The 21,246-nt window shown below is 70.5% G+C and carries 18 protein-coding genes; 13 read left to right on the top strand and 5 right to left on the bottom strand.

The window, feature by feature from the left end:
• Window positions 1-43 precede the first annotated feature (43 nt).
• The gene (locus ACIQVL_RS08635) at window positions 44-961 is read left to right on the top strand and encodes a class I SAM-dependent methyltransferase (protein ID WP_403474847.1); all 918 of its coding nucleotides are present in this window, start codon (window positions 44-46) and stop codon (window positions 959-961) included.
• 141 nt (window positions 962-1,102) lie between these two features.
• Here the strand turns inward: ACIQVL_RS08635 and ACIQVL_RS08630 are convergent, their stop codons facing one another.
• Window positions 1,103-2,077: an LLM class flavin-dependent oxidoreductase gene (locus ACIQVL_RS08630; protein ID WP_403437775.1), complete on the bottom strand. Its 975-nt coding sequence runs from the start codon at window positions 2,075-2,077 to the stop codon at window positions 1,103-1,105.
• 85 nt (window positions 2,078-2,162) lie between these two features.
• On the opposite strand from ACIQVL_RS08630, the gene ACIQVL_RS08625 reads away from it, so the two are divergent.
• The gene (locus ACIQVL_RS08625) at window positions 2,163-2,945 is read left to right on the top strand and encodes a helix-turn-helix domain-containing protein (protein ID WP_403437777.1); all 783 of its coding nucleotides are present in this window, start codon (window positions 2,163-2,165) and stop codon (window positions 2,943-2,945) included.
• Between the two features lie 161 nt (window positions 2,946-3,106).
• Here the strand turns inward: ACIQVL_RS08625 and ACIQVL_RS08620 are convergent, their stop codons facing one another.
• Window positions 3,107-3,799 carry a glycoside hydrolase family 75 protein gene (locus tag ACIQVL_RS08620; protein WP_403437779.1) on the bottom strand — a complete coding sequence of 231 codons (693 nt, stop codon included), beginning with the start codon at window positions 3,797-3,799 and terminating at the stop codon, window positions 3,107-3,109.
• Between the two features lie 227 nt (window positions 3,800-4,026).
• Between ACIQVL_RS08620 and ACIQVL_RS08615 the strand changes: the two genes are divergently transcribed.
• Window positions 4,027-4,638 (top strand): hypothetical protein, encoded by a 612-nt coding sequence (locus ACIQVL_RS08615; RefSeq protein ID WP_403437781.1) that lies wholly within the window; start codon window positions 4,027-4,029, stop codon window positions 4,636-4,638.
• Between the two features lie 85 nt (window positions 4,639-4,723).
• Here ACIQVL_RS08615 and ACIQVL_RS08610 read toward each other — a convergent pair whose 3' ends face one another.
• On the bottom strand, window positions 4,724-5,560 hold the full coding sequence (locus ACIQVL_RS08610; RefSeq protein ID WP_403437783.1) for an aldo/keto reductase: 837 nt from the start codon (window positions 5,558-5,560) through the stop codon (window positions 4,724-4,726).
• Between the two features lie 333 nt (window positions 5,561-5,893).
• Here ACIQVL_RS08610 and ACIQVL_RS08605 point away from each other — a divergent pair, with 333 nt between their 5' ends.
• From ACIQVL_RS08605 to ACIQVL_RS08565, 9 genes are read left to right on the top strand one after another with little or no spacing between them, the layout of a single operon-like run.
• Window positions 5,894-6,034 (top strand): pyrroloquinoline quinone precursor peptide PqqA, encoded by a 141-nt coding sequence (locus ACIQVL_RS08605; protein WP_403437784.1) that lies wholly within the window; start codon window positions 5,894-5,896, stop codon window positions 6,032-6,034.
• 20 nt (window positions 6,035-6,054) lie between these two features.
• A complete protein-coding gene (gene pqqC, locus ACIQVL_RS08600) occupies window positions 6,055-6,816 on the top strand; it encodes a pyrroloquinoline-quinone synthase PqqC (protein ID WP_403474846.1) in 762 nt (253 codons plus the stop codon).
• Window positions 6,813-7,067: a pyrroloquinoline quinone biosynthesis peptide chaperone PqqD gene (gene pqqD / locus ACIQVL_RS08595; protein WP_403437789.1), complete on the top strand. Its 255-nt coding sequence runs from the start codon at window positions 6,813-6,815 to the stop codon at window positions 7,065-7,067. Before pqqC ends, pqqD begins: the two co-directional genes overlap by 4 nt.
• Window positions 7,064-8,230 (top strand): pyrroloquinoline quinone biosynthesis protein PqqE, encoded by a 1,167-nt coding sequence (gene pqqE, locus ACIQVL_RS08590; RefSeq protein WP_403474845.1) that lies wholly within the window; start codon window positions 7,064-7,066, stop codon window positions 8,228-8,230. The genes pqqD and pqqE overlap by 4 nt, the downstream gene beginning before the upstream one ends.
• Window positions 8,227-9,426 carry a glycoside hydrolase family 105 protein gene (locus ACIQVL_RS08585; RefSeq protein ID WP_403474844.1) on the top strand — a complete coding sequence of 400 codons (1,200 nt, stop codon included), beginning with the start codon at window positions 8,227-8,229 and terminating at the stop codon, window positions 9,424-9,426. The genes pqqE and ACIQVL_RS08585 overlap by 4 nt, the downstream gene beginning before the upstream one ends.
• Window positions 9,423-10,214, top strand: a complete 792-nt coding sequence (locus ACIQVL_RS08580; RefSeq protein ID WP_403474843.1) for a Tat pathway signal sequence domain protein — start codon at window positions 9,423-9,425, stop codon at window positions 10,212-10,214. The genes ACIQVL_RS08585 and ACIQVL_RS08580 overlap by 4 nt, the downstream gene beginning before the upstream one ends.
• Window positions 10,215-10,226: 12 nt before the next feature.
• On the top strand, window positions 10,227-13,463 hold the full coding sequence (locus tag ACIQVL_RS08575) for a glycosyl hydrolase family 28 protein (RefSeq protein ID WP_403474842.1): 3,237 nt from the start codon (window positions 10,227-10,229) through the stop codon (window positions 13,461-13,463).
• Window positions 13,460-14,803, top strand: coding sequence for a glycoside hydrolase family 27 protein (locus ACIQVL_RS08570; RefSeq protein ID WP_403437798.1), 1,344 nt, complete (start codon window positions 13,460-13,462; stop codon window positions 14,801-14,803). Before ACIQVL_RS08575 ends, ACIQVL_RS08570 begins: the two co-directional genes overlap by 4 nt.
• A gap of 11 nt (window positions 14,804-14,814) precedes the next feature.
• Window positions 14,815-16,845: a PQQ-dependent sugar dehydrogenase gene (locus ACIQVL_RS08565; RefSeq protein ID WP_403474841.1), complete on the top strand. Its 2,031-nt coding sequence runs from the start codon at window positions 14,815-14,817 to the stop codon at window positions 16,843-16,845.
• 21 nt (window positions 16,846-16,866) lie between these two features.
• Here ACIQVL_RS08565 and ACIQVL_RS08560 read toward each other — a convergent pair whose 3' ends face one another.
• Entirely contained in the window at window positions 16,867-18,693 is a 1,827-nt protein-coding gene (locus ACIQVL_RS08560; protein ID WP_403474840.1) for an AMP-dependent synthetase/ligase, read from the bottom strand.
• 513 nt (window positions 18,694-19,206) lie between these two features.
• Between ACIQVL_RS08560 and ACIQVL_RS08555 the strand changes: the two genes are divergently transcribed.
• Window positions 19,207-20,184 (top strand): Lrp/AsnC family transcriptional regulator, encoded by a 978-nt coding sequence (locus tag ACIQVL_RS08555; RefSeq protein WP_403475209.1) that lies wholly within the window; start codon window positions 19,207-19,209, stop codon window positions 20,182-20,184.
• A gap of 87 nt (window positions 20,185-20,271) precedes the next feature.
• On the opposite strand, the gene ACIQVL_RS08550 is transcribed toward ACIQVL_RS08555, so the two are convergent.
• A complete protein-coding gene (locus ACIQVL_RS08550) occupies window positions 20,272-21,135 on the bottom strand; it encodes a LysR substrate-binding domain-containing protein (RefSeq protein WP_403474839.1) in 864 nt (287 codons plus the stop codon).
• Between the last annotated feature and the right edge of the window lie 111 nt (window positions 21,136-21,246).

The raw sequence follows: 21,246 nt of genomic DNA, 5'->3' as shown, positions 1-21,246 counted from the left end.
GCGCCGTCGCACCCTGGCGGCACCCGGACGAGAGGCTGACCCCATGGCGCACGACCACCACACCACGGACACCCACAAGCACACCCGCACCCACGACCACGACCACGCTCACTCCCACACCGACATCGACTGGGCCGAGATGGCCGGTCATCTGGAGTCGCAGGCGGAGCTCTTCGCGCCGCTGTACGAGAGTGTGCTGAGCTGGCTCGGCAAGGAGGTCACCGAGCCGGGGCTGGTCGTCGACGTCGGCAGCGGGCCGGGAGTGGTGTCGTGTCTGTTCGCCGAGGCGTTCCCGGGCGCGCGGGTGCTGGCCGTGGACGGCAGCGAGCCGCTCCTCGACCGGGCCAGGGCCCGCGCCGAGCGGCTGGGCGTGGCCGACCGCTTCGGCGTGCTCGCCGGTGAACTTCCCGGTGCGCTGGACGAGCTGGACTACCCGGCCGACCTGCTGTGGGCCGGGCACAGCCTGCACCACCTCGGCGACCAGCGGGCCGCGCTCACCGCATTCGCCGAGCGGCTGGCGCCCGGCGGCACGCTGGCCGTCCTCGAAGGGGGCCTGCCCAGCCGTTTCCTGCCCCGCGACATCGGCATCGGCCGCCCCGGGCTCCAGGCCCGCCTGGACGCGCTGCAGGAGGAGTGGTTCGCGCAGATGCGCGCCGAACTGCCCGGCTCGGTCGCCGAGACCGAGGACTGGCCGACACTGCTTGCCTCCGCCGGCCTCAAGCACGCGCGTACCCGCAGCTTCCTGATCGACCTGCCCGCGCCCGCCTCCGACCGGGCCCGCGCCTACGCCGTCGAGATCTTCTCCCGCTTCCGCGACACCCTCACCGACGAGCTCCACGCCGAGGACCGCGCCACCCTGGACCGCCTCCTCGACCCCACCGACCCGGCGAGCCTGCACCGCAGGTCCGACCTGTTCGTCCTCGGCGCCCGCACGGTGCACACGGCGGTACGGCCTGCCTAGGCGACGGTGCCGGCCGTCGAGGCCGAGCACCGTGCCGTACAGCCGGTCCACCTTCAGCCGGACGACCACCCGGCGCTCGGCAGCCACCGGCGCCTGCCCGCACGACACGCCCTGAACCCGGTGCAGCCGGCCCGGCCGGGCTCAGGTGCCGCCGGAGAGGGAGGTGTGGTCCGCCGCCGCGCGTACGGCCGGGATCAGGTCTGCGGCTCGTTCGAGCTGGTCGAGGTGGGAGGCGAGGCCCAGGGCGCCGAGGCGTACGACGATGTGCCGGGCGCCGGCTGCGACGTACCGTCCGAGGCGCTCGCGCACCTGGTCGGCGGAGCCCGTGACAACTGCCTGGATCTTCTCCAGTTCCTCCAGCGGCATGCCGTACGCGGCCCGTGCGTAGCCGTCCAGTGCGCGGCGGCCGCTCTCGACGTCGTCGTCGATCCGTACCGAGACGAACAGCGCGGGGGTGATGTCCGCGGCGGCGCGTCCGGCATCGGCCGCTGCTCCGTGGATGTCGCGGAGGCCGGATGCGTAGTCGGCCGGATCGGGTGGGTAGGGCAGCCAACCGTCGTACATCCGACCGGTGCGGGCCAGCGCCGCAGGGGTCGCGCCGCCGAGCCAGACGGGCGGGCCGCCGGGCCGGAACGGCTTGGTCGTGGGCGGGATGTCGTCGAACCGGAGGATCTCGCCGTGAAAGGCACCGGCACCGCCCCACAGGGCCCGCCACAGGGCGACGGTCTCGTCCAGGCGGGCGAAGCGCCTGCCCCACGGCAGCTCGGACAGCGCGTAGAGGGGCCGTCCGAAGCGGCCGGGGAAGCCGGCGCCGACGGTCACGACGAGTCGGCCTCCGGACAGCAGGTCGATCGATGCGAGGGACTGGGCTGCCTGGACGGGACGACGGAGGAACGGCATCAGTGCCGCCGTACCCAGCGTCACGTTCCCGGTCGCGGGAGCGAGCGCGGCCAGCATCGTGAGCGCCTCGATGCGTGGGCTGACGAGGGAGTCGTTGACGAAGAGCGAGGAGAAGCCGAGCCGTTCGGCCCGGCGGCCGAGGGAGACCAGCTCGCGAGGGTCGTCGGCCGGGCCCCACTGGGCGGTTCCGGTCGGAAGCAGTACACCGATGTCCATGTCGGCGATGTTCACGAGCGACGGGAACGGGGGCAATTCCCTGCAGGGAATGGCCGGGACTCTCCGGCACCGTTAGAACAGGCGGGTGGACTTCTCCCGTGCGCTCCGCGAACGTCGTACCCGCCGTCATCTCAGCCAACTCGAGCTGGCGCTCAGGGCGGGCACCACCCAACGACACCTCAGCTTCATCGAGTCCGGCAGGTCCGTCCCCGGCCGGAACATGGTCGTGCGCCTGGCCGAGTCGCTGGAACTGCCGTTGCGGGAGCGCAACGAACTGCTGACGGCCGCCGGATACGCCCCCGCCTACCCCGAGAGCGCGTTCGGCGACCCGGCGCTGGCTCCCGTGCGCACGGCGATCGACCACATCCTGCGCGGGCATCTGCCGTATCCGGCGCTGGTGGCGGACCGCGGCGGTGGCCTGATCGCCGCGAACGCCGCGTTCGGCCTGATCACCGAGGGAGCGGCGGCCCACCTGGTGGGCGAGGGCACGAACATCTACCGCCTCGCCCTGCACCCCGACGGCGTGGCCCCCCGCATCGTCAACCTCGCCGAATGGGCGCGCCACATCCTGGCCGGCCTCGGTCACCTGGAGGAGCTGCGCTCCGAACTCACCGGATACGTACCCGACCTGGAGCCGTCCGCCGGGGCGCTGGGCTTCGCGGTTCCGCTCCGTCTGCGGTCGTCGTACGGCGAGCTGCGCCTGATGACGACCGTGACGACCTTCGCCACGGCCGTCGACGTGACACTCGCCGAACTGAAGCTGGAGGCGTTCCTGCCGGCCGACCCCGCGACGGCGGAGGCGCTCCTGACAGCCGCCGGACCCACGGCACCCTCTGCTGTCGCGGGCCGGGCCGCCGGGAACACGTAACACGTAGTCGGCCCCGGCGTTCCAGGCGGACGGGATCCTGCCCGCGGCGAGCACCGCGACGGCTCCGTGCGGCCGGAGGCGATGCGCCGCAACGGCCCGGTACCGTGCGGTACCGGGCCGTCCGCCCTCCCCGGGCCGGCGGCAGGGCGGAAGCGCCTCGGTCAGTTGTTCGCCAGGAACTGCTTCGCCAGCGAGTCGCCGAGGGTCACCGCCGCGCTGTGGCTCTCTATGGGGGACACCTTGGAGTTCTTGAACAGGATGTAGGTCACGCCGGAGTCGGCGCCGCCGGTCGCCGGGTCGGGGTCGATGCCGAGCGCCTTGGCGGTGGCGTACGACGCCTCGCCGATGATCTTCGTGGGGCCGGTGTCGCCGACCACCGCGTACTCGACCTTGTTGTTGTAGATCACGGCGACCACGCCGCCGCCCTTGATGCCGGCGCCGGAGTAGTTCCAGATGCTGCTGGAGCTGGGGACCACGATGTACGGCAGCGACTCGGCCTTCAGCGGCTTGCCGTCGGACTGGTGGAACGCGGTGTCGTCCTGGTACCAGGGGTCGCGGTCCTCGTTGCAGTTGGTGGTGCGCTGGCCGTCGCAGTCGATGTCCATGTCGGCCTTCCAGAAGACCGCGCCGTTCTTTCCGCAGACGGGGATCGTGGCCGAGGTCTCGTCGTCGGTCTTGTACTTGCCGCTGGAGATCTGGGAACAGGACGTCACCTTGGCGAGCAGGTCGGCCGCGCTGACCGAGCCCTCCTGGGCGGACTTCGGGACGGCGCCGGACGCGCTCGCGGGCAGTACTCCGGCGGCGAGCAGTGCGGCCCCGGAGGCCGCGGCAAGGGTCAGTGTTCGGATGCGCACTGTGGGGGGTCCCCTTCTGTTAGGAAAGTTTCCTGACCGGGTGTCGTACAAGGTGGACCCGGCTGCATGTCCGCGTCAACCCCTGGATGTCAACTCGGTGATTTCTTGCGCATTGCGGTGATTTGTCAGCCGGGGAAGACTGGTGGGGCAGGACATTCCGGATATTTGCGCAGGAGCCGTGCGGAGGGTCGGCGGTGGCTCCGGTGGCTCCTGGAAGGCGAGGGGTCATGTTCGTACGCGCGGTGTACGTCACCGGCGATCCGGCGAAACTCGAGGCGGCCGTCAGGGCGCTGAACAGCGAGGGGCGCGAACTGCTCGAAGAACGTCCCGAGTACCGGGGCGCGGGCGTCTTCATCGACCGGGAGCTGGGCAAACTGCTCGCGGTCAGCTGGTGGGGCACCGAGGCGGCCCGGCGCAACAGCGACCAGGTGATGCGCGAGCGGCGCAGGCCGATGCTGGAGCCGTTCGCGGGCACCGTCGCCGTCGAGAACTACGAGGTCGCCGTCTACCGTGCCGTGCAGCAGCCGAGAACGGGCGGTGGTCTGCGTTCCACCCGGGTGGAGTTCGACCCTGCCGACACGGATCTGTTCGCCGAGACCTTCCGCTCCTCGGCGGTCCCCCGGCTGGAAGGACTGCCCGGCTTCGCCCAGTGCTCCCTGTTCGTCGACCGGCAGCGGGGCCGGGGCATGGCCGGCTCGCTCTTCGTCGACCGCGCCTCGATGGCCGCCTCGCGTGCCGGACAGGCCGAGGCCCGGCGCGCGGACGCCGCCAAGGCGCGCGTGACCGTGGTCGGCCTGGAGGAGTTCGAGGTCCTGCACGCGGACGTCCGCGCCGGCTGACCCGCCCCGCGCGGGAGTCCGGGAACACGAACGGCCGTCCCGCCCCGTGCAGGGCGGAACGGCCGTTCGCGGGCCGGGCTCCGGCTCAGCCCACGTCGAAGGTGGCCGGGTCCGGACCGATGCGCCGGTCCTCGTTGAGCGCGCTGATCGCCGCGAGGTCCTCGGTGTCCAGGCCGAAGTCGAACACCTGGATGTTCTCCCTGATCCGGGACGGGGTCACGGACTTCGGGATCACGACGTTGCCGAGCTGGACGTGCCAGCGCAGCACGACCTGGGCCGGGGTGCGGTTGTGCTTCTGCGCGATCGCGACGATCGCCGGGACCTCCAGCAGGCCCTTGCCCTGGCCGAGCGGCGACCAGGCCTCGGTGGCGATGCCCTGCTCCTCGTGGAACTCCCGGGCCGCGTGCTGCTGCAGGTGCGGGTGCAGCTCGATCTGGTTGACCGCCGGGATGACGGAGGTCTCCGCGATCAGCCGCTCCAGGTGCTCCGGAAGGAAGTTGGAGACACCGATCGCCTTGACACGGCCGTCCGCGTGCAGCTTCTCGAACGCCTTGTACGAGTCGGTGTACTTGCCCCGGGCCGGCAGCGGCCAGTGGATCAGGTACAGGTCCAGGTAGTCCAGACCCAGCTTCGCCAGCGACACGTCGAAGGCGCGCAGCGTGGCCTCGTACCCGTGGTCGGCGTTCCAGAGCTTGGTGGTGACGAAGATGTCCTCGCGCGGTACGCCGGACGCGGCGATCGCCTTGCCGGTGCCCTCTTCGTTGCCGTAGATCGCCGCTGTGTCGATGCTGCGGTACCCGGCCTCCAGCGCCGTGGCGACGGCCCGCTCGGCCTCGTCGTCGGGCACCTGCCACACGCCGAAGCCCAGCTGGGGCATCTCGACGCCGTTGTTGAGGATTTTCGGGGGGACCTTGCTGCTCACGAGCTCTCGATCCTTAGGTTGTCGACAGGTGGTACTCCCATCGTCAACGATCACCGGCCCCGACGCATTCCTGACCGCGGAATCCGCCGGAACTGACCGGTGGGTCAGCCGCCGCGGGCGGAGATTGGCCGGAAATGCATCCGACGTTATGGGTCCGGACCATTGACCGGGACCCGCCACTGCCGAGACTCTGGTGCGCATCGTCGGACGTATCGCTGAACCCGGTCCAGGGATGTGAACATCTCTGTGGGTTTCCCGATCGATCCCTGTGAACGAGAAGTCTCACTCTGCGCTCTGAGACCCCCCAACCTCAGGAAAGCAGGTACCCACCCCATGAACGAGACGACCTCCGAGGACCGTCAGCCGGCCCCCGCCGCCCCGCAGACATCGGATGAAAAGGACTGGCGGAGCCCTGGCTACCACATCGTGGAGACCGCCCTGGAAGTGACCGGCTACGCACTCGGCGACCGCTGATCCGCCCTGGGCGGGCCACCATGACCGTCACTGCCACCACCGTCCACCCGGCGACGGACCCCGGCCCCTGGCTGGTCGCGGAGTTCACCGAACGGCTGCGCGCCGTCACCGCAGACCGGTACCACGACCGCCACCCCTTCAACCAGCGCATGCACCGGGGCGAGTTGACCCCGGCCGAACTGCGCCGCTGGATCACCAACCGGTTCCACTACCAGCGGCACATCCCCGTCAAGGACGCCCTGATCCTCGCCAAACTCGACCGGCCCGAGCTGCGCCGTCCTTGGCTGCGCCGTATCCGCGACCACGACGGCACCGCCGACGGCGAGGGCGGCATCGAGCGCTGGCTGTGCCTCGGCGAGGCCGCCGGGCTCCCTCGCGAACAGCTGTGGGACAGCTCCCGGGTGCTGCCCGGGGTGCGCTTCGCGGTCGAGGGGTACGTCACCTTCTGCCGCCTGCGCCCCGCCCTGGACGCGGTCGCCGCCTCCCTCACCGAACTGTCCGCACCCGGTCTGATGCGCACCCGCATCGCCGCCTTCGAACACCACTACCCGTGGATCGACCCGGCCGGCCTCGGCTACTTCCGTACCCGCGTCGACCAGGGTGCCCGGGACGGCGCGGAGGCCCTCGCGCTGGTCCTGTCCTGGGCCCGCACCCGCGAGCAGCAGCAGCGCGCCGTCGCCGCGCTCGCCTACAAGTGCGAGGTCCTGTGGGCACTGCTCGACTCCGTGGACCGGGGGGACACCGTCGGCTGGGGCGACGCCCCGGACGGCGGCGGGCCATGACCTGGCGGCCCGCCCTCGCCCGCACGGCCGTGCTGCGCCACGACCGGGTCCGCGGCACCGACCTGTTGCTGCTGCCCGAGCGGGTGGTCGTGCTGCACGGCCGGGCGGGCGGCGTGCTCCGGCTGTGCGACGGCAGCCGGGCGGTGTCCGAGATCGTCGCCGAACTGTCCGAGGCGTTCCCGGGCGCCCCGGTCGCCGCCGAGGTCCCGGAGTTCCTGACCGCGTTACGGAAGGAGGGATGGCTGCGATGACGACCGCGGAGCCGGGCGGACCCGCGCCGCCCTGGGCACTGCTCGCCGAACTCACCCACGCCTGTCCGCTCCGCTGCGGCTATTGCTCCAACCCCGTCCGACTGATCGGTCGGTCAGCGGAGCTGTCCACCGCGCAATGGGCGGAGGTGTTCCGGCAGGCCGCTGAACTGGGCGTCGTCCAGACCCATCTGTCCGGCGGCGAGCCGCTGCTCAGGCGCGACCTGCCCGAGCTGGTCGCAGCCGCCGACGCCGTCGGCCTGCACACCCAGCTCGTCACCAGCGGGCTCGGGCTGACCGGGCGGCGGCTGGACGGACTGGTCGAGGCCGGGCTGCGCGCGGTGCAGCTGTCCGTGCAGCACGCGCAGCCGACGGCCGCCGAACGCATCGCCGGTGCCCGTTCGTTCGCGGCCAAGGAACGCGCGGCCGGGCTGATCCGGGCGGCGGGCCTGCCCTTCGGCCTGAACGTCGTCCTGCACCGGGGCAACCTGGACGCCGTCGAGGACCTCATCGCGCTCGGCGTGGCCTGGGGCGCGGACCGGATCGAGTTGGCCAACACCCAGTACCACGGCTGGGCCGCCCGCAACCGTGCGGCCCTGCTGCCACTGCCGGGACAGGTCGAGCGGGCCCGCGAGGCGGTCCTGCACTGGCGCCGGCGCCTGGACGAACCGGAGCTGGTCTGGGTCGCCCCCGACCTCCTCACCGGCACGGCGAAACCCTGCATGGGCGGCTGGGGCCGGATCTCGCTCACCGTCACCCCCGACGGCACCGTCCTGCCCTGCCCGGCCGCCGCCACTCTGCCCGGCCTCGACCCGCCCAGCGTCAGGGATCGTCGACTCGCCTGGATCTGGCGGGAGTCGAAGGCCTTCAACACCTACCGGGGGGAGTCCTGGATGCGCGAGCCCTGCCGCGGCTGCGCCCTGCGCACGACCGACTTCGGCGGCTGCCGCTGCCAGGCGTACGCGCTCACCGGAGACGCCCGCAACACCGACCCGGCCTGCCGCCACGCCCCCGACCACCACCTCGTACCCCTGCGGCGGAGCTCTGAGGCCGCCGTCCCCAGAGAAGCCCCAAGAGCAACACCAAGAGCAACACCAAGAGCAACACCAAGAGAAGCACCAGGAGAAGCCTCCAGCGAGGCCCTTGCAGAAGAAGGAGGACCATGAAACGCCTGCGAGTCGCCCTCGCGGCCGTCGCCCTGACCACCGCCCCCCTGGTCGCGCTCCCCGCGGCCGTACCCCCGCCCGCCGCCGCGGCAGCCGCGGCCGTCGTGCCGACCAGTCCGGCCGCCGCCACCGACTGGTCCACCGCGGTCGTCGACTCCACCATGGCCCGCTACACCCCGAGCACCATCGGCGGCTGGTCCTACCCCGTCGGCCTCTACCTCTACGGCCAGTACCTCACCTACCGGCGCACCCACGACCCCCGCTACCTCACCTACATCAAGAGCTACGTCGACCGGTTCGTGAAGAGCGACGGCTCCATCGACCAGTCCTTCAACAGCCTGGACAGCATGCAGGCGGGCCGGCTCCTGGTGATCCTGCACCACGAGACCGGCCAGGACCGCTACCGCAAGGCGGCCAAGAAGATCCGCGACCGCCTGAACACCTACCCGCGCACGAGCGACGGCGGGTTCTGGCACGCGGACAACTCCAGCCGCGCCCATCAACTCTGGGCGGACGGCGTCTACATGGTGAACCCGTTCCTCGTCGAGTACGGCAGGGAGTTCGGCGACAGCGCGTACACCGACGACGAGGCGGCCAGGCAGCTCGCCGTCTACGGCGGCCACCTCCAGGTCTCGAACGGCCTGCTCAAGCACGCCTACGACGAGTCGAAGACCGCGAGCTGGGCGGATCCGGCGACCGGGCTCGCGCCCGAGCACTGGTGCCGGGCCGTCGGCTGGTACGCGATGGCGATCGTCAACGTGCTGGACGCGATCCCGGCGAACCAGCCCCGCCGCCCGCAACTCCTGGGCATCTTCCAGAAGTTGGCGGCCGGCCTGGAGCGGTACCAGGACCCGGCGACCGGCCGCTGGTTCCAGGTGATCGACAAGGGCGGCCGGAGCGACAACTGGACCGAGACCTCCTGCTCCAGCATGTTCACCTACGCCCTTTCACGCGGCGCCCGGCAGCACTACCTCGACCCGCACTACGCGGACGTCGCCCGCCGCGGCTACCAGGGCGTGCTCGCCGAGCTGTCCGTCGGCGCGGACGGCCGCACCGACCTCGCCGGGATCTCGATCGGCACCAACGTCGGCGACTACGCGTACTACGTCGGCCGCACCCGGGCCACCGACGACTTCCACGGTCTCGGGGCCTTCCTGATCATGAACGAACAACTGCGAGGTGATTCAGTGTCATGAGCACAACATCCAGAAGGGCGGTGCTGGGAGCCGCGCTCGCCGGAGCCGCGGGAGCGGCCGTCGGGCTGCCCGCGATCCCCGCGCACGCGGCGTCCTGGCAGCTCAAGTGGCAGCCGTCGGCGAGCAGTGACGGGCTCGGCGCCTTCGAGACCGTCGAGGACGACCGCGCCGACTCGCACCCCGCCGGGCACCCGCACATCTTCGCGACGGGGAACAACTGGCGCTTCAACGTGCACACGGTCGACCGGGACACCTCGACCGACCGCCAGCGCCAGGAGGTCACCGGCCTGCGCAACGGCAGCGGCAGCGACTACCTCAAGTGGAACCAGGGCCAGACCTGGCGGGTGACGTACTCGATGTACATCCCGAGCTCGCTGAAGGCGACCACCACCTTCACCCACATCATGCAGATGAAGCAGCCCGGCAGCGGCACCTCGCCGATCGTCGTGCAGTCGCTGCGACGCGTGAACGGCAAGCAGACCATCGAGCTGAAGCTCGCCATCGACGACATCCTCGTCGGCCGCACCGACCTCGACCCGCTGCACGACACCTGGACCGACGTCGACTTCCAGATCAAGGTCGGCAACGGCTCGGCGGGTTCGGTCCGCTGGATCCTCAAGTCCGGCGGCGCCACCGTGATCGACGCCTCGAAGACCGGCGTCGACACCTTCCTGGCCGACCGGGTCCGCCCGAAGTGGGGCATCTACCGCTCCCTCGGCGACGCCTCGGGCTCGCTCCAGGACACCTATCTCCTGCTCACCAACCTCCGCGGCTACCAACAGGTGTGAGGAACCGCCACCATGACACCCCCCACCGCCGAGCGGCACCGTGCCGCCGCCATCGTCCTCTTCGTCCTCGCCGTCGTCCTCGGGCTCGCCCACCCCGCGGCCCTCGCCGCCCCACAGGCCGCCGCCCCGCACGCCGGCGCCGTCTACGACGTCCGTGACTACGGCGCCAAGGGCGACGGCTCCACCAACGACTCCCCGGCCGTCGACAAGGCCGTCACGGCCGCGAACGCGGCGGGCGGCGGCACCGTCCGCTTCACCGCCGGCACCTACAAGTCCAAGAACACCATCCACATGAAGAGCCATGTGACGCTCCAGCTCGACAAGGGCGCCACCCTCCAGGGCTCCAGCGCGGACACCTACGACAAGGCCGAGTCCAACCCGAACGACGCCTACCAGGACTACGGCCACAGCCACTTCCACGACGCGATGATCTACGGCGACCGGCTCGCCGACATCGGCTTCGTCGGGCAGGGCGTCATCGACGGCGCGGGCAACCTGATCACCGGGAACCCGAAGACCGGCGAGGCCGACAAGATCATCTCGCTGACCCGGTGCGACGGCCTCCGGATCGGCGACGGCCTCACCCTCCGCCGCGGCGGCCACTTCGCGGCCCTCGTCAACGGCTGCAACGACGTGACGTCCGACCACCTGACCATCGACACCGCGAGCGACCGCGACGGCTGGAACGTCATCTCCACGACGAACGCCACGATCACCAACGCCACCATCCACGCCAACGACGACGCCCTGGTCTTCAAGAGCGACTACGCGCTCGGCGCCAAGCTGCCCAACGGGCATGTGCGGGTGAGCGGTTCGACACTGGGCGCCAAGTGCTGCAACGCCCTGATGTTCGGCTCCGAGACCTGCGGCGACTTCTCGGACTACCGGTTCGAGAACATCCGCATCGACGGCGCCGACAAGTCCGGCCTCGGCATGGTCTCCATGGACGGTGCGAAGATCTCCGACGTCCACTACCGCGACATCACGATGACGAACGTGCACTCGCCGATCATGGAGAAGATCGGGACCCGGAAGCGATGCGGGAACAGTCCCGGCGTCGGATCGATCAGCGACGTCACGTACGACGACATCACCGCCACCGGCAACAATCCCTCCTTCAGCCCGACCCTGTGGGGCGAGAGCGGCCACCGCATCAGCGGGGTGACCTTCGACAACGTCGACATCACGGTCCCCGGCGGCAACGGCACCATGTCCACCGGCGTGCCCAGCAACGACCCGAACGACTACAACCCCAAGGCCATCGGCACCCGGCCCGCCTACGGCTGGTACCTGCACAACGCCGACGACGTCCAGTTCACGGACAGCAGCGTGAAGTTCGCCGCGAACGACGGCCGTCCGGCCCTCATCGCCAACGCGGCGAGCGATCTGCGCCTCACCCGATTCACCGCCCAGAAGGGCAGCGACTCCCCGTACGACGTCGGCCTCCAGGACGTCACGGGCGCCTGTCTGACGGACAGTCACAACAGCTCGGGCGGCGCGCTGCGTGTCTCCGGCAGCCAGGACTGCACGGCGGCCGCGCGGCCGCTCGACCTGGAGAACCCCCGCCAGGACTTCCTCCGCAACTCCGTCGGCGGGCTGTTCCTGCACTGGGGCGAGCGCACCGCGCCCGCCCACACCAGCTGCACGGCCTGGGAGAACGACGCCACGAACGGCGGCTGGACCCCGGACTACTGGGTGAACGAGGCCCAGAAGCTGCACACCCAGTACCTGGTCCTCGCCACCTTCCACAGCCGCCTCGGTTACGCTCGCCCCTGGCCGTCGAAGATCCCCGGCTCCTGCTCCACCAAACGGGACTTCCTCGGCGAGCTGATCGCCGCCGCCAAGGCCAAGGACATGAAGGTCATCCTCTACATGACCAACGACCCCCAGTGGCACGACGAGGGCGGCCACGAGTGGCTGGACTCCGCCGCGTACTCGGCCTACAAGGGCAAGAACGTCGACCTGACCACCAACGACGGCTTCGGGCAGTTCAGCTACGACAACTTCTTCGAGGTCATGGACCGCTATCCCGACCTCGGCGGCTTCTGGATCGACAACGACAACGCGTACTGGGAGAGCCACGACCTCTACCAGCAGATCTACGAGAAGCGCCCGAACTACACGCTCAGCAACAACAACGAGGACACGCCGATCATGGACATGATCAGCAATGAGCAGAAGACGGGGATGACACCGGCCTACGACTACCCGCAGGCCGTCTACACCGCCCAGCCCCGGCTGACCGAGGCCGACTTCAAGCTGCCCTCGACCGGTGCCTGGTGGTACGACGGCTCCGACCCGTCCGTCGACAAGATGCTCACCCTCGGCCGCCTCGTCACCAACGCGGGCTCCTCGGTGAAGGCCCTGATGGCCGAGACCGCCCAGGTCAACGGCAAGTTCCCGGCGAACCAGGCCGCCTTCAACAACTTCGCCAACTCCTACCTGAACCCCATCTGGGAGTCCCTGCACGGTACCGAGGGCGGCGGGTACCTGTACGGCGGCCTCAAGCCCGGCTTCTGGAACGACGGCGCCCACGGCGTGACCACGATCGCCAAGGACGACCCGGACCGCCAGTACGTCCACGTCCTGACCCCGCCGTCGACCAGCACCCTGCGGATCCGCGACAACGGCTACCGCATCGCCTCGGTCAGCGACCTCCGCACCGGCAAGGCGGTCTCCTGGTCGCAGTCCGGCGGTGTGCTGACCCTCACCGGGCTCGGCGGCTGGGACCCGTACGACACCGTCTTCAAGGTCACGACGGCCGGCCGCCAGGGCATCCTCTCCGGCGTCAAGGTGACCGCGAGCGCCGCCGCGAGCGGGCACGCGGGCTCGGCAGCCGGTGACGGCGACTACCTCACCTACTGGGACAACAACAAGACCCTGCCCGTGAACCTCACCTTCGACCTCGGCTCGGCCAAGAAGGTGCAGTACATCGGCCTCAACCAGCGAGAGGACTCGGTCGCCTACGCCCGCTCGGACACCGAGCAGTCGGCGCGCATCAAGGACTACAAGGTGTACGTCAGCAACGACGGCACCACCTGGGGAAGCGCGGTCAAGTCCGGTCAGCTGCCCAGCCGCCGCGGCATCCAGGGCATCGACCTCACCGCGGCGACGGCCCGTTACGTCCGCCTGGAGGTGGACTCCACCTGGGCCGCCGCCACCGACACCACCCGCTACCAGCGACTGCGGGTCGACGAGGCGTGGATCGGCACCGCCTACGCGACACCCGCCACCGGAGGACGCCCGTGACCAGGACCAGAAACCTCACCGTGGCGGCCGCCGCGCTGCTGGTCGCGGCGGCGGTGCCGCTCCTGCGCGCCGGCGACCCGGCCCCCGCCTCCGACAACGGCCAGGCCGTGCGGCCCGCGATGGGCTGGAGCAGCTGGAGCTATGTGCGCCGGTCGCCCACCCAGGCCAAGATCGAGGCCCAGGCCGACGCACTCGCCGCGAGCGGCCTGAAGGACCACGGCTTCGTCCAGGTCAACCTCGACGACTTCTGGCAGAAGTGCGACGCGAACGGCTTCACCGTCGACTCCTACGGCCGCTGGGCCGTCGACCCCGCCAAGTTCCCCGACGGCATCAAGGCCCTCGCCGACTACGTCCACGCCAAGGGCCTGAAGTTCGGCTTCTACGTCACGCCCGGCATCGCCAAGAACGCCGTCACCAGGAACACCCCGATCGAGGGCACCTCGTACCACGCGCAGGACATCGCGGACACCTCGAAGACCGAGAAGAACTACAACTGCAAGAACATGTACTACATCGACTACGCCAAGCCGGGCGCGCAGGAGTTCGTGAACTCCTGGGCGAAGCAGTTCGCGTCCTGGGGAGTCGACTACCTGAAGATCGACGGGGTGGGCAGCCAGGACATCCCCGACGTCCAGGCCTGGTCCAAGGCGCTGCGCGTCACCGGCCGCCCCATCACCTTCGCGCTCTCCAACAACCTGGCGATCGCCGACGCCCCGACCTGGCGGTCCCTGGCCAACAGCTGGCGCACCCAGGGCGACGTCGAGTGCTACTGCGGACCCGGCGACAACGGCAGCGGCTACCCGCTCACCGACTGGTCGCACGTCTCCGCCCGCTTCAACACGGCCGCGAGCTGGCAGCAGTACGCGGGACCCGGCGGCTGGAACGACCTGGACTCGCTGGAGATCGGCAACGGCGACCAGGCGGGCCTCACCGCCGACCAGCGCCGCTCCCAGTTCACCCTCTGGGCGATGGCCGCCGCCCCGCTGCTGCTGGGCACCGACCTCACCCACCTCGACACCGTCGACAAGGCCATGCTCACCAACGACCGGCTGATCGGCGTCGACCAGGACGGGGTGGCCGCCAAGCGGATCGTGAACAGCGGGGTCAAGCAGGTCTGGAGCAAGAAGGAGAGCGACGGCCAGTACGTCGTGGCCCTCTTCAACACCGGCACCTCCGGCAGCTCCACGGTGAGCGTGGACTGGTCCCAGGCCGGCTTCACCGGCTCCGGGGACGTCACCGACCTGTGGTCCGGCTCCCACAAGGGCACCGTCGCCACCACCTACAGCGCGACCCTGCGCCCGGGAGAGACCCGGCTGATCCGCGTCCGGCCGCTCGGCTGAGGAGGACCGTCATGACACCCAGAACCCTGCTGGCCCGCGCCCTGCCGCTGGCCCTCGCCGTCCCGCTGGTCGCCCTGCTGCCGGGGACCGCGCGGGCGGCCACCGACTACCAGGCCGAGGACGCCACGATCTCCCAGGGCGCCGTCGCCACCAACCACACCGGGTACACCGGTACCGGCTTCGTCGACTACACCAACATCAAGGGCTCGTACGTGGAGTTCACGGTCGGTGCCGCCACCACCGGCACCTCCGCGCTCACCCTGCGCTTCGCCAACGGCACCGACACCGACCGGCCGCTGGACATCTCCGTCAACGGATCGGTCGTCGCCTCCGGCGTCTCCTTCCCGGCCACCGCCGACTGGAACACCTGGGCGACCAGGACGGTGAACGTCCCGCTGACCGCGGGCAGCAACAAGATCCGCGCCACCGCCACCACCGCGAACGGCGGCCCCAACCTGGACAAGGTCAGTGTCGCCGCGGCGGCCGACACCCAGGCCCCCACCCGCCCCGGCCAGCCGTCCTGCTCCGCCGTCGGCGAGGACACCCTCACCCTCGCCTGGGGCGCCGCCACCGACGACGTGGGCGTGACGGCGTACGACCTCTACGAGCACGGCAACAAGATCGGTGAGGCGGCCGGGAGTTCGACCTCGAAGACCCTGACCGGGCTGGCCCCGAACACCACCTACGACCTCACCGTCATCGCCCGCGACGCGGCCGGCAACACCTCGCCGGCCAGTCCCGTCGTCGACTGCACGACCCGGCCGAGCAGCGACAGCACCCCGCCCACCGCCCCCGGCACCCTGTCCGCGACGAACCTCACCGCGAACACCGCCGACCTCTCCTGGGGCGCGTCCACCGACGACCGGGCGGTGACCGCGTACGACGTCCGCAGCGGGGACACCGTCTACCAGACGGTCACCAGCGGCACGACCAGCACCCTCACCGGCCTCGCCTGCGACAGCCCCTACACCCTGGACGTCGTCGCCCGCGACGCGGCCGGGAACGTCTCCCAGCCCAGCAACGCCGTCACCTTCACCACCAAGGCGTGCGCCACCGACGGCGGCACCCCCTCCTCCGTCGCCACCCTCTCCAGCGGCTGGACCATCCCCTGGGGCACCTACTGGATGCCCGACGGCAAGACCGCCCTGGTCACCGAGCGGGACGACTTCCGGGTCTGGAAGGTCACCAAGGACGGGGCCAGGACCCAGGTCGGGACCGTCCCGAACGCCGTCACCACCAACGGCGAGGGTGGCCTGCTCGGCGTCGCCGTCGACCCCAAGTGGGAGACCAACCACTACGTCTACTTCATGCACACCGCGGACGAGGGCAACCGGGTCGTCCGCATGACCTACGACGGCACCAAGCTCAGCGACTACAAGATCCTGCTCCAGGGCATCAAGAAGAACCGCTACCACAACGGCGGACGGCTCCTCTTCGGCCCCGACGGCTACCTCTACGTCTCCACCGGGGAGGCCCAGACACCCGACCTCGCCCAGGACAAGAACTCCCTCAACGGCAAGATCCTGCGCATGACGACCGACGGCAAACCGGCCCCCGGCAACCCGTTCGGCAACTACGTCTACAGCCTCGGCCACCGCAACCCGCAGGGCCTCGCCTTCGACCGCAACGGGCGGCTGTGGGAGGCCGAGTTCGGCAACAGCTCCAAGGACGAGCTCAACCTCATCAAGCCGGGCGCCAACTACGGCTGGCCGACCTGCGAGGGCACCTGCTCCGTCGCCGGGATGACCAACCCCAAGGCCACCTGGAACGTCTCCGAGGCCTCCCCGAGCGGCATCGCCATCGTCCGCAACGTCGTCTACATGGCATCGCTGCGCGGCGAACGGCTCTGGCGCATCCCCATCAACGGTGACACCGAGAACGTCGGCACGCCGACGGCGTACTACGTGGGAACCTACGGCCGGCTGCGGACCGTGACCAAGGTGCCGGGCGCCGACCAGCTGTGGCTGTCCACCACCAACTGCGACAACAACGGCAACGAGCCGGACGGATCCGACAAGATCTTCCGGGTCAACATCAGTTGACAGACGGCAGTTGACGTGCCGTCAGGCCCGGTACAGGGCCTCGACCTCGTTGGCGTAGGCGTTCTCGATCGCCTTGCGCTTCAGCTTCAACGACGGGGTCAGCAAGCCGTGTTCCTCGGTGAACGGCTGGGCGAGGATACGGAACGTACGGATCGACTCGGCCTGTGAGACCAGGGTGTTGGCGGCCACCACCGCGCGCCGCACCTCGGTCTCCAGGTCGGCGTCCCGCACCAGCTGGGCCGCGGACATCTGCGGCTTGCCGCGCATCTGCAGCCAGTGCTCGACGGCCTCGGTGTCCAGGGTGACCAGGGCGGCGATGTAGGGGCGGTCGTTGCCGACGACGATGCACTGATTGACCAGCGGATGGTCGCGGACCCGCTCCTCCAGGACACCGGGGGAGACGCTCTTGCCGCCGGAGGTCACCAGGATCTCCTTCTTGCGGCCGGTGATGGTCAGGTAGCCGTCCTCGTCGAGGGAGCCCAGGTCGCCGGTGGCCAGCCAGCCGTCGTGCAGGGTGGCGTCGGTGGCCTTCTGGTTGTTGAGGTAGCCCTGGAAGACGTGGCCGCCGTGCAGCCAGACCTCCCCGTCGTCCGCGATGTGCACGGTGGAGCCCGGGACGGCCTGCCCGACCGTGCCGTACCGGGTGCGCTCGGGCGGGTTGGCGGTCGCCGCCGCCGTCGACTCGGTCAGGCCGTAGCCCTCGTAGATCTGCACACCCGCGCCGGCGAAGAACAGGCCGAGCCGGCGGTCCATCGCCGAGCCGCCGGACATCGCGTTGCGGATCCTGCCGCCCATCGCGGCCCGCACCTTGCCGTAGACGAGCTTGTCGAAGAGCTGGTGCTGCATGCGCAGCGACGCCGACGGACCGGGACCGGTGCCCCACGCCTTCGCCTCGACGGCGTCCGCGTACTTCACCGCGATCTCGACCGCCTTCTCGAACGGCCCGCCCTTGCCTTCCTTCTCCGCCTTGCGCCGCGCCGCGTTGAACACCTTCTCGAAGATGTACGGCACGGCCAGGATGAACGTCGGCCGGAACGCGGCCAGGTCGGGCAGCAGCGCGGCCGCGTGCAACTGCGGCTGGTGGCCGAAGCGGACCCCGTGCCGGATCGCCGCCACCTCCACCATGCGGCCGAAGACGTGCGCGAGCGGCAGGAAGAGCAGGGTCGAGACCTCCTCGCCCTTCTTCGCGCGGAACACCGACTCCCAGCGGGCCACCACCGTGTCCGCCTCGTACATGAAGTTCCCGTGCGACAGGACACAGCCCTTCGGGCGGCCCGTGGTGCCCGAGGTGTAGATGATCGTGGCCGTCGACTCGGGCGTGACCGCCTGCCGGTGCCGGTGCACCACCTCGTCGTCGAGGTGCGCGCCCGCGTCGTACAGCTCCTGCACCGCGCCCTCGTCGAGCTGCCACAGCTGGCGCAGCTGCGGCAGCCGGTCGATGACGGTGGCGATCGTCATCGCGTGGTCCTCGTGCTCCACGATCGCCGCCGTGCACTCGGCGTCGTACAGCATCCAGAAGCACTGCTCCGCGGACGAGGTCGGGTAGACCGGCACCACCTGGGCGCCGACGGTCCACAGCGCGAAGTCGAACAGCGTCCACTCGTAGCGGGTGCGGGACATGATCGCGACCCGGTCGCCGAACCGGATGCCACGGGCGAGCAGCCCCTTGGCGAGGGCGAGGACCTCGTCGCGGAACTCGGCGGCGGTCACGTCGCGCCACTGGCCGAGATCGTCCTTGCGGCCCAGCGCGACGTGCAGCGGGCCCGTCCGGGCATGCTCGAACACACTGTCGGCCAGACCGCCGACCGGCGGCGCCGACGCCAACGGCGGGTTGGTGAACTCGCGCAAACCCCGCTCCCCGCTCCTCGCTCCACAGTGACGGTAGTCGTGACGCTCCGCACAGCGCCGTGAAAGCTACCCCACCGGAAGACCGATCGGGAGGGGGTGCGAAAGCGAGCATTGCTCTCGTATGACCGCGCTCACGCAGGGAAAATACGCCCACATGGGGAAGGGCCGGACAGAATCCTTACGGTTCAGTAAGTTCCGGCTCCGTAATCTCCACGGAATCTGTACGACCCGATTACCGCCCCCGGCCGGTTACCGACCGGTCAGGAGCTCGGTGTCTACGTGCTCTCCTCAGACAGCGTCGAGAGGGCGGATTCTGTCACTCCGCCTGCCGCCCGGGGTGCCCTCACCAGCACCAGGACCCGTGCGCCCGCCACCGTTGCGGCGGCCCTCATGTGCGCGTCTCCGTGCTCCTTCACTCCGTCGACTGGCGTTCGCTCCGTAGGATGGCCGTCCCGCGGCCGATCGGAGCGGAGAAGAGCGGTCGCAAGGCGAAATCCGACGGGGGTTGCCGTGCTGGAGCTGAAATCCGACACGACGGATCTGCTGGACGTGCAACTGCTCTGCGCGCTGGAGGTGGACGGCCGCGCCTCCTTCAGCCGCATCGCGGCCGTCCTCGGGGTCTCCGACCAGACGATCGCCCGCCGCTACCGGCGGCTGTGCGCCGAGGCCGGGCTGCGGGTCGTCGCGGTCCGGGACGCGGAACGGCTCGGCCAGGACCAGTGGATGCTCCGGCTGCGCTGCGCGCCCGACGGCGCCACCGTCATCGCCGACGCCCTTGCCAAGCGCCCCGACACCGCCTGGATCGGGCTGGCCTCCGGCGGCACGGAGATCGTCTGCATGACGCGGCCACGCCACCCCAGCGACCACGACGACCTGCTGCTCGGCAAGCTGCCGCGGACCCCGAGCGTGGTGGAGATCCGGGCGCAGCAACTGCTGCACCGGTTCTACGGGGGGCCGACCGGGTGGGTGCGGAAGTTCCGGGCGCTGACCGAGGAACAGACGGCGGCGCTGCGGCCGGCGCTGCCGGAGGCCGACGGGCCCGCGCGGCTGGAGCCGGAGGACGCGCCGCTGCTCGCCGCCCTGGAGCGGGACGGGCGGGCGACGTATCCGGAGTTGCAGCGGGCGACGGGACGGTCCGAGTCGTCCGTGAAGCGGCGGCTGGCCGCACTGCTCGGCTCCGGGGCGGTGTACATCGACGTGGAGTACCGCGCCGAGGTGCTGGGATTCTCGAAGTCCGCGGTGCTGTGGATCACCACCACGCCGGCCGCGATGCACTCCGTGGGACAGGCGCTGGCGGCCCATGACGAGGTGGCGTCCGCCGCGGCCACCGCCGGTCCCTCGCATGTCGTGGTGACGGCGGTGCTGCGCGACACGGCGCACCTGTACGCGTATCTGAGCGGGCCGGTGGGGCGGCTGGAGGGGGTGCAGCATGTGGAGGCCATGCCGTTTTTCCGGCGGGTGAAGCAGTTGACGTACCAGGGGTTGTGGTGACGGCGCGGGCCGGTGGGGGCTGGTCGTGCCCACGCGGCGGCAGCCGCACATGGATTCAGCCCCGCGCCCCTTTGGGGGCGCCTCCGGTCAAGGCCGTCTCAAGCGGGCTCCGCTGGTCAGGATCGCTGCCGCCAGCGCGTCCGCCGCCGACTGGGCCGGTGACCGTCTCGGGCCGTGCACGAGGACGAAGTCGACCTTGCCCAGCTCCGGCAGCCCTGCCCGCTCCGGGACCCGGAACAGGCCCGGCGGGATCAGCCCCTTCGAATGGGCCATCACACCGAGGCCGGCCTGGGCCGCCGCGAGCAGGCCGCTGAGGCTGCCGCTCGTGCAGACGATGCGCCAGTCGCGGCCCTGGCGCTCCAGTGCCTCCAGGGCCAGCGCACGGGTGATGCCCGGCGGGGGATAGACGATCAGCGGGACCGGGCGCGCGGGGTCCAGACGGAGCCGCTCCGCACCGATCCACACCAGGTCGTCGTGCCAGACCAGCTCGCCCAGCGGGTCCTCGGCGCGCCGCTTGGCCAGGACCAGGTCCAGCTTCCCGGCGGCCAGCTGCTCGTGCAGGGTGCCCGAGAGCTCCACCGTCAGTTCGAGGTCCACCTCGGGGTGGTCGTGGCGGAAGCCCTCCAGGATCTCCGGCAGCCGGGTCAGGACGAAGTCCTCCGACGCGCCGAAGCGGAGCCGGCCGCGGACCCGGGTACCCGTGAAGAAGGCCGCCGCCTGCTCGTGCACCTCCAGGATCCGGCGGGCGAACCCGAGCATGGCCTCGCCGTCCTCGGTCAGCTCCACGGAGTGCGTGTCCCGGGAGAACAGCTGGCGGCCGGCCGCGTCCTCCAGGCGGCGCACGTGCTGGCTGACCGTGGACTGGCGCAGCCCGAGCCGCCGGGCGGCCTGGGTGAAGCTGAGCGTCTGGGCCACCGCAAGGAAGGTGCGCAGCTGCGAAGGGTCGTACACTCGAACATGTTATCGCGGAACGCGATGGCAGTGAGAGTGGTATACCGGATTCCCGATCAAGTGTCGGAGGAGGACGATGGAGGGGGCCCTTCCGGCCCCGGCGAGCACCGG

Origin of the sequence: Streptomyces sp. NPDC090499 (genome assembly GCF_044769305.1) — a bacterium.
Lineage (GTDB): Bacteria > Actinomycetota > Actinomycetes > Streptomycetales > Streptomycetaceae > Streptomyces.
The sequence above is the reverse complement of the archived record's forward strand: the minus strand, read 5'-3'. Positions and strand labels throughout refer to the sequence as shown.

Coding starts and splice junctions, on each gene's coding strand:
- ACIQVL_RS08615 (WP_403437781.1), top strand. CDS start 4,027: ATGTTCGTACGCGCGGTGTACGTCACCGGCGATCCGGCGAAACTCGAG.
- pqqC (WP_403474846.1), top strand. CDS start 6,055: ATGACCGTCACTGCCACCACCGTCCACCCGGCGACGGACCCCGGCCCC.
- pqqD (WP_403437789.1), top strand. CDS start 6,813: ATGACCTGGCGGCCCGCCCTCGCCCGCACGGCCGTGCTGCGCCACGAC.
- ACIQVL_RS08630 (WP_403437775.1), bottom strand. CDS start 2,077: ATGGACATCGGTGTACTGCTTCCGACCGGAACCGCCCAGTGGGGCCCG.
- ACIQVL_RS08575 (WP_403474842.1), top strand. CDS start 10,227: ATGACACCCCCCACCGCCGAGCGGCACCGTGCCGCCGCCATCGTCCTC.
- ACIQVL_RS08605 (WP_403437784.1), top strand. CDS start 5,894: ATGAACGAGACGACCTCCGAGGACCGTCAGCCGGCCCCCGCCGCCCCG.
- ACIQVL_RS08580 (WP_403474843.1), top strand. CDS start 9,423: ATGAGCACAACATCCAGAAGGGCGGTGCTGGGAGCCGCGCTCGCCGGA.
- ACIQVL_RS08565 (WP_403474841.1), top strand. CDS start 14,815: ATGACACCCAGAACCCTGCTGGCCCGCGCCCTGCCGCTGGCCCTCGCC.
- pqqE (WP_403474845.1), top strand. CDS start 7,064: ATGACGACCGCGGAGCCGGGCGGACCCGCGCCGCCCTGGGCACTGCTC.
- ACIQVL_RS08585 (WP_403474844.1), top strand. CDS start 8,227: ATGAAACGCCTGCGAGTCGCCCTCGCGGCCGTCGCCCTGACCACCGCC.
- ACIQVL_RS08635 (WP_403474847.1), top strand. CDS start 44: ATGGCGCACGACCACCACACCACGGACACCCACAAGCACACCCGCACC.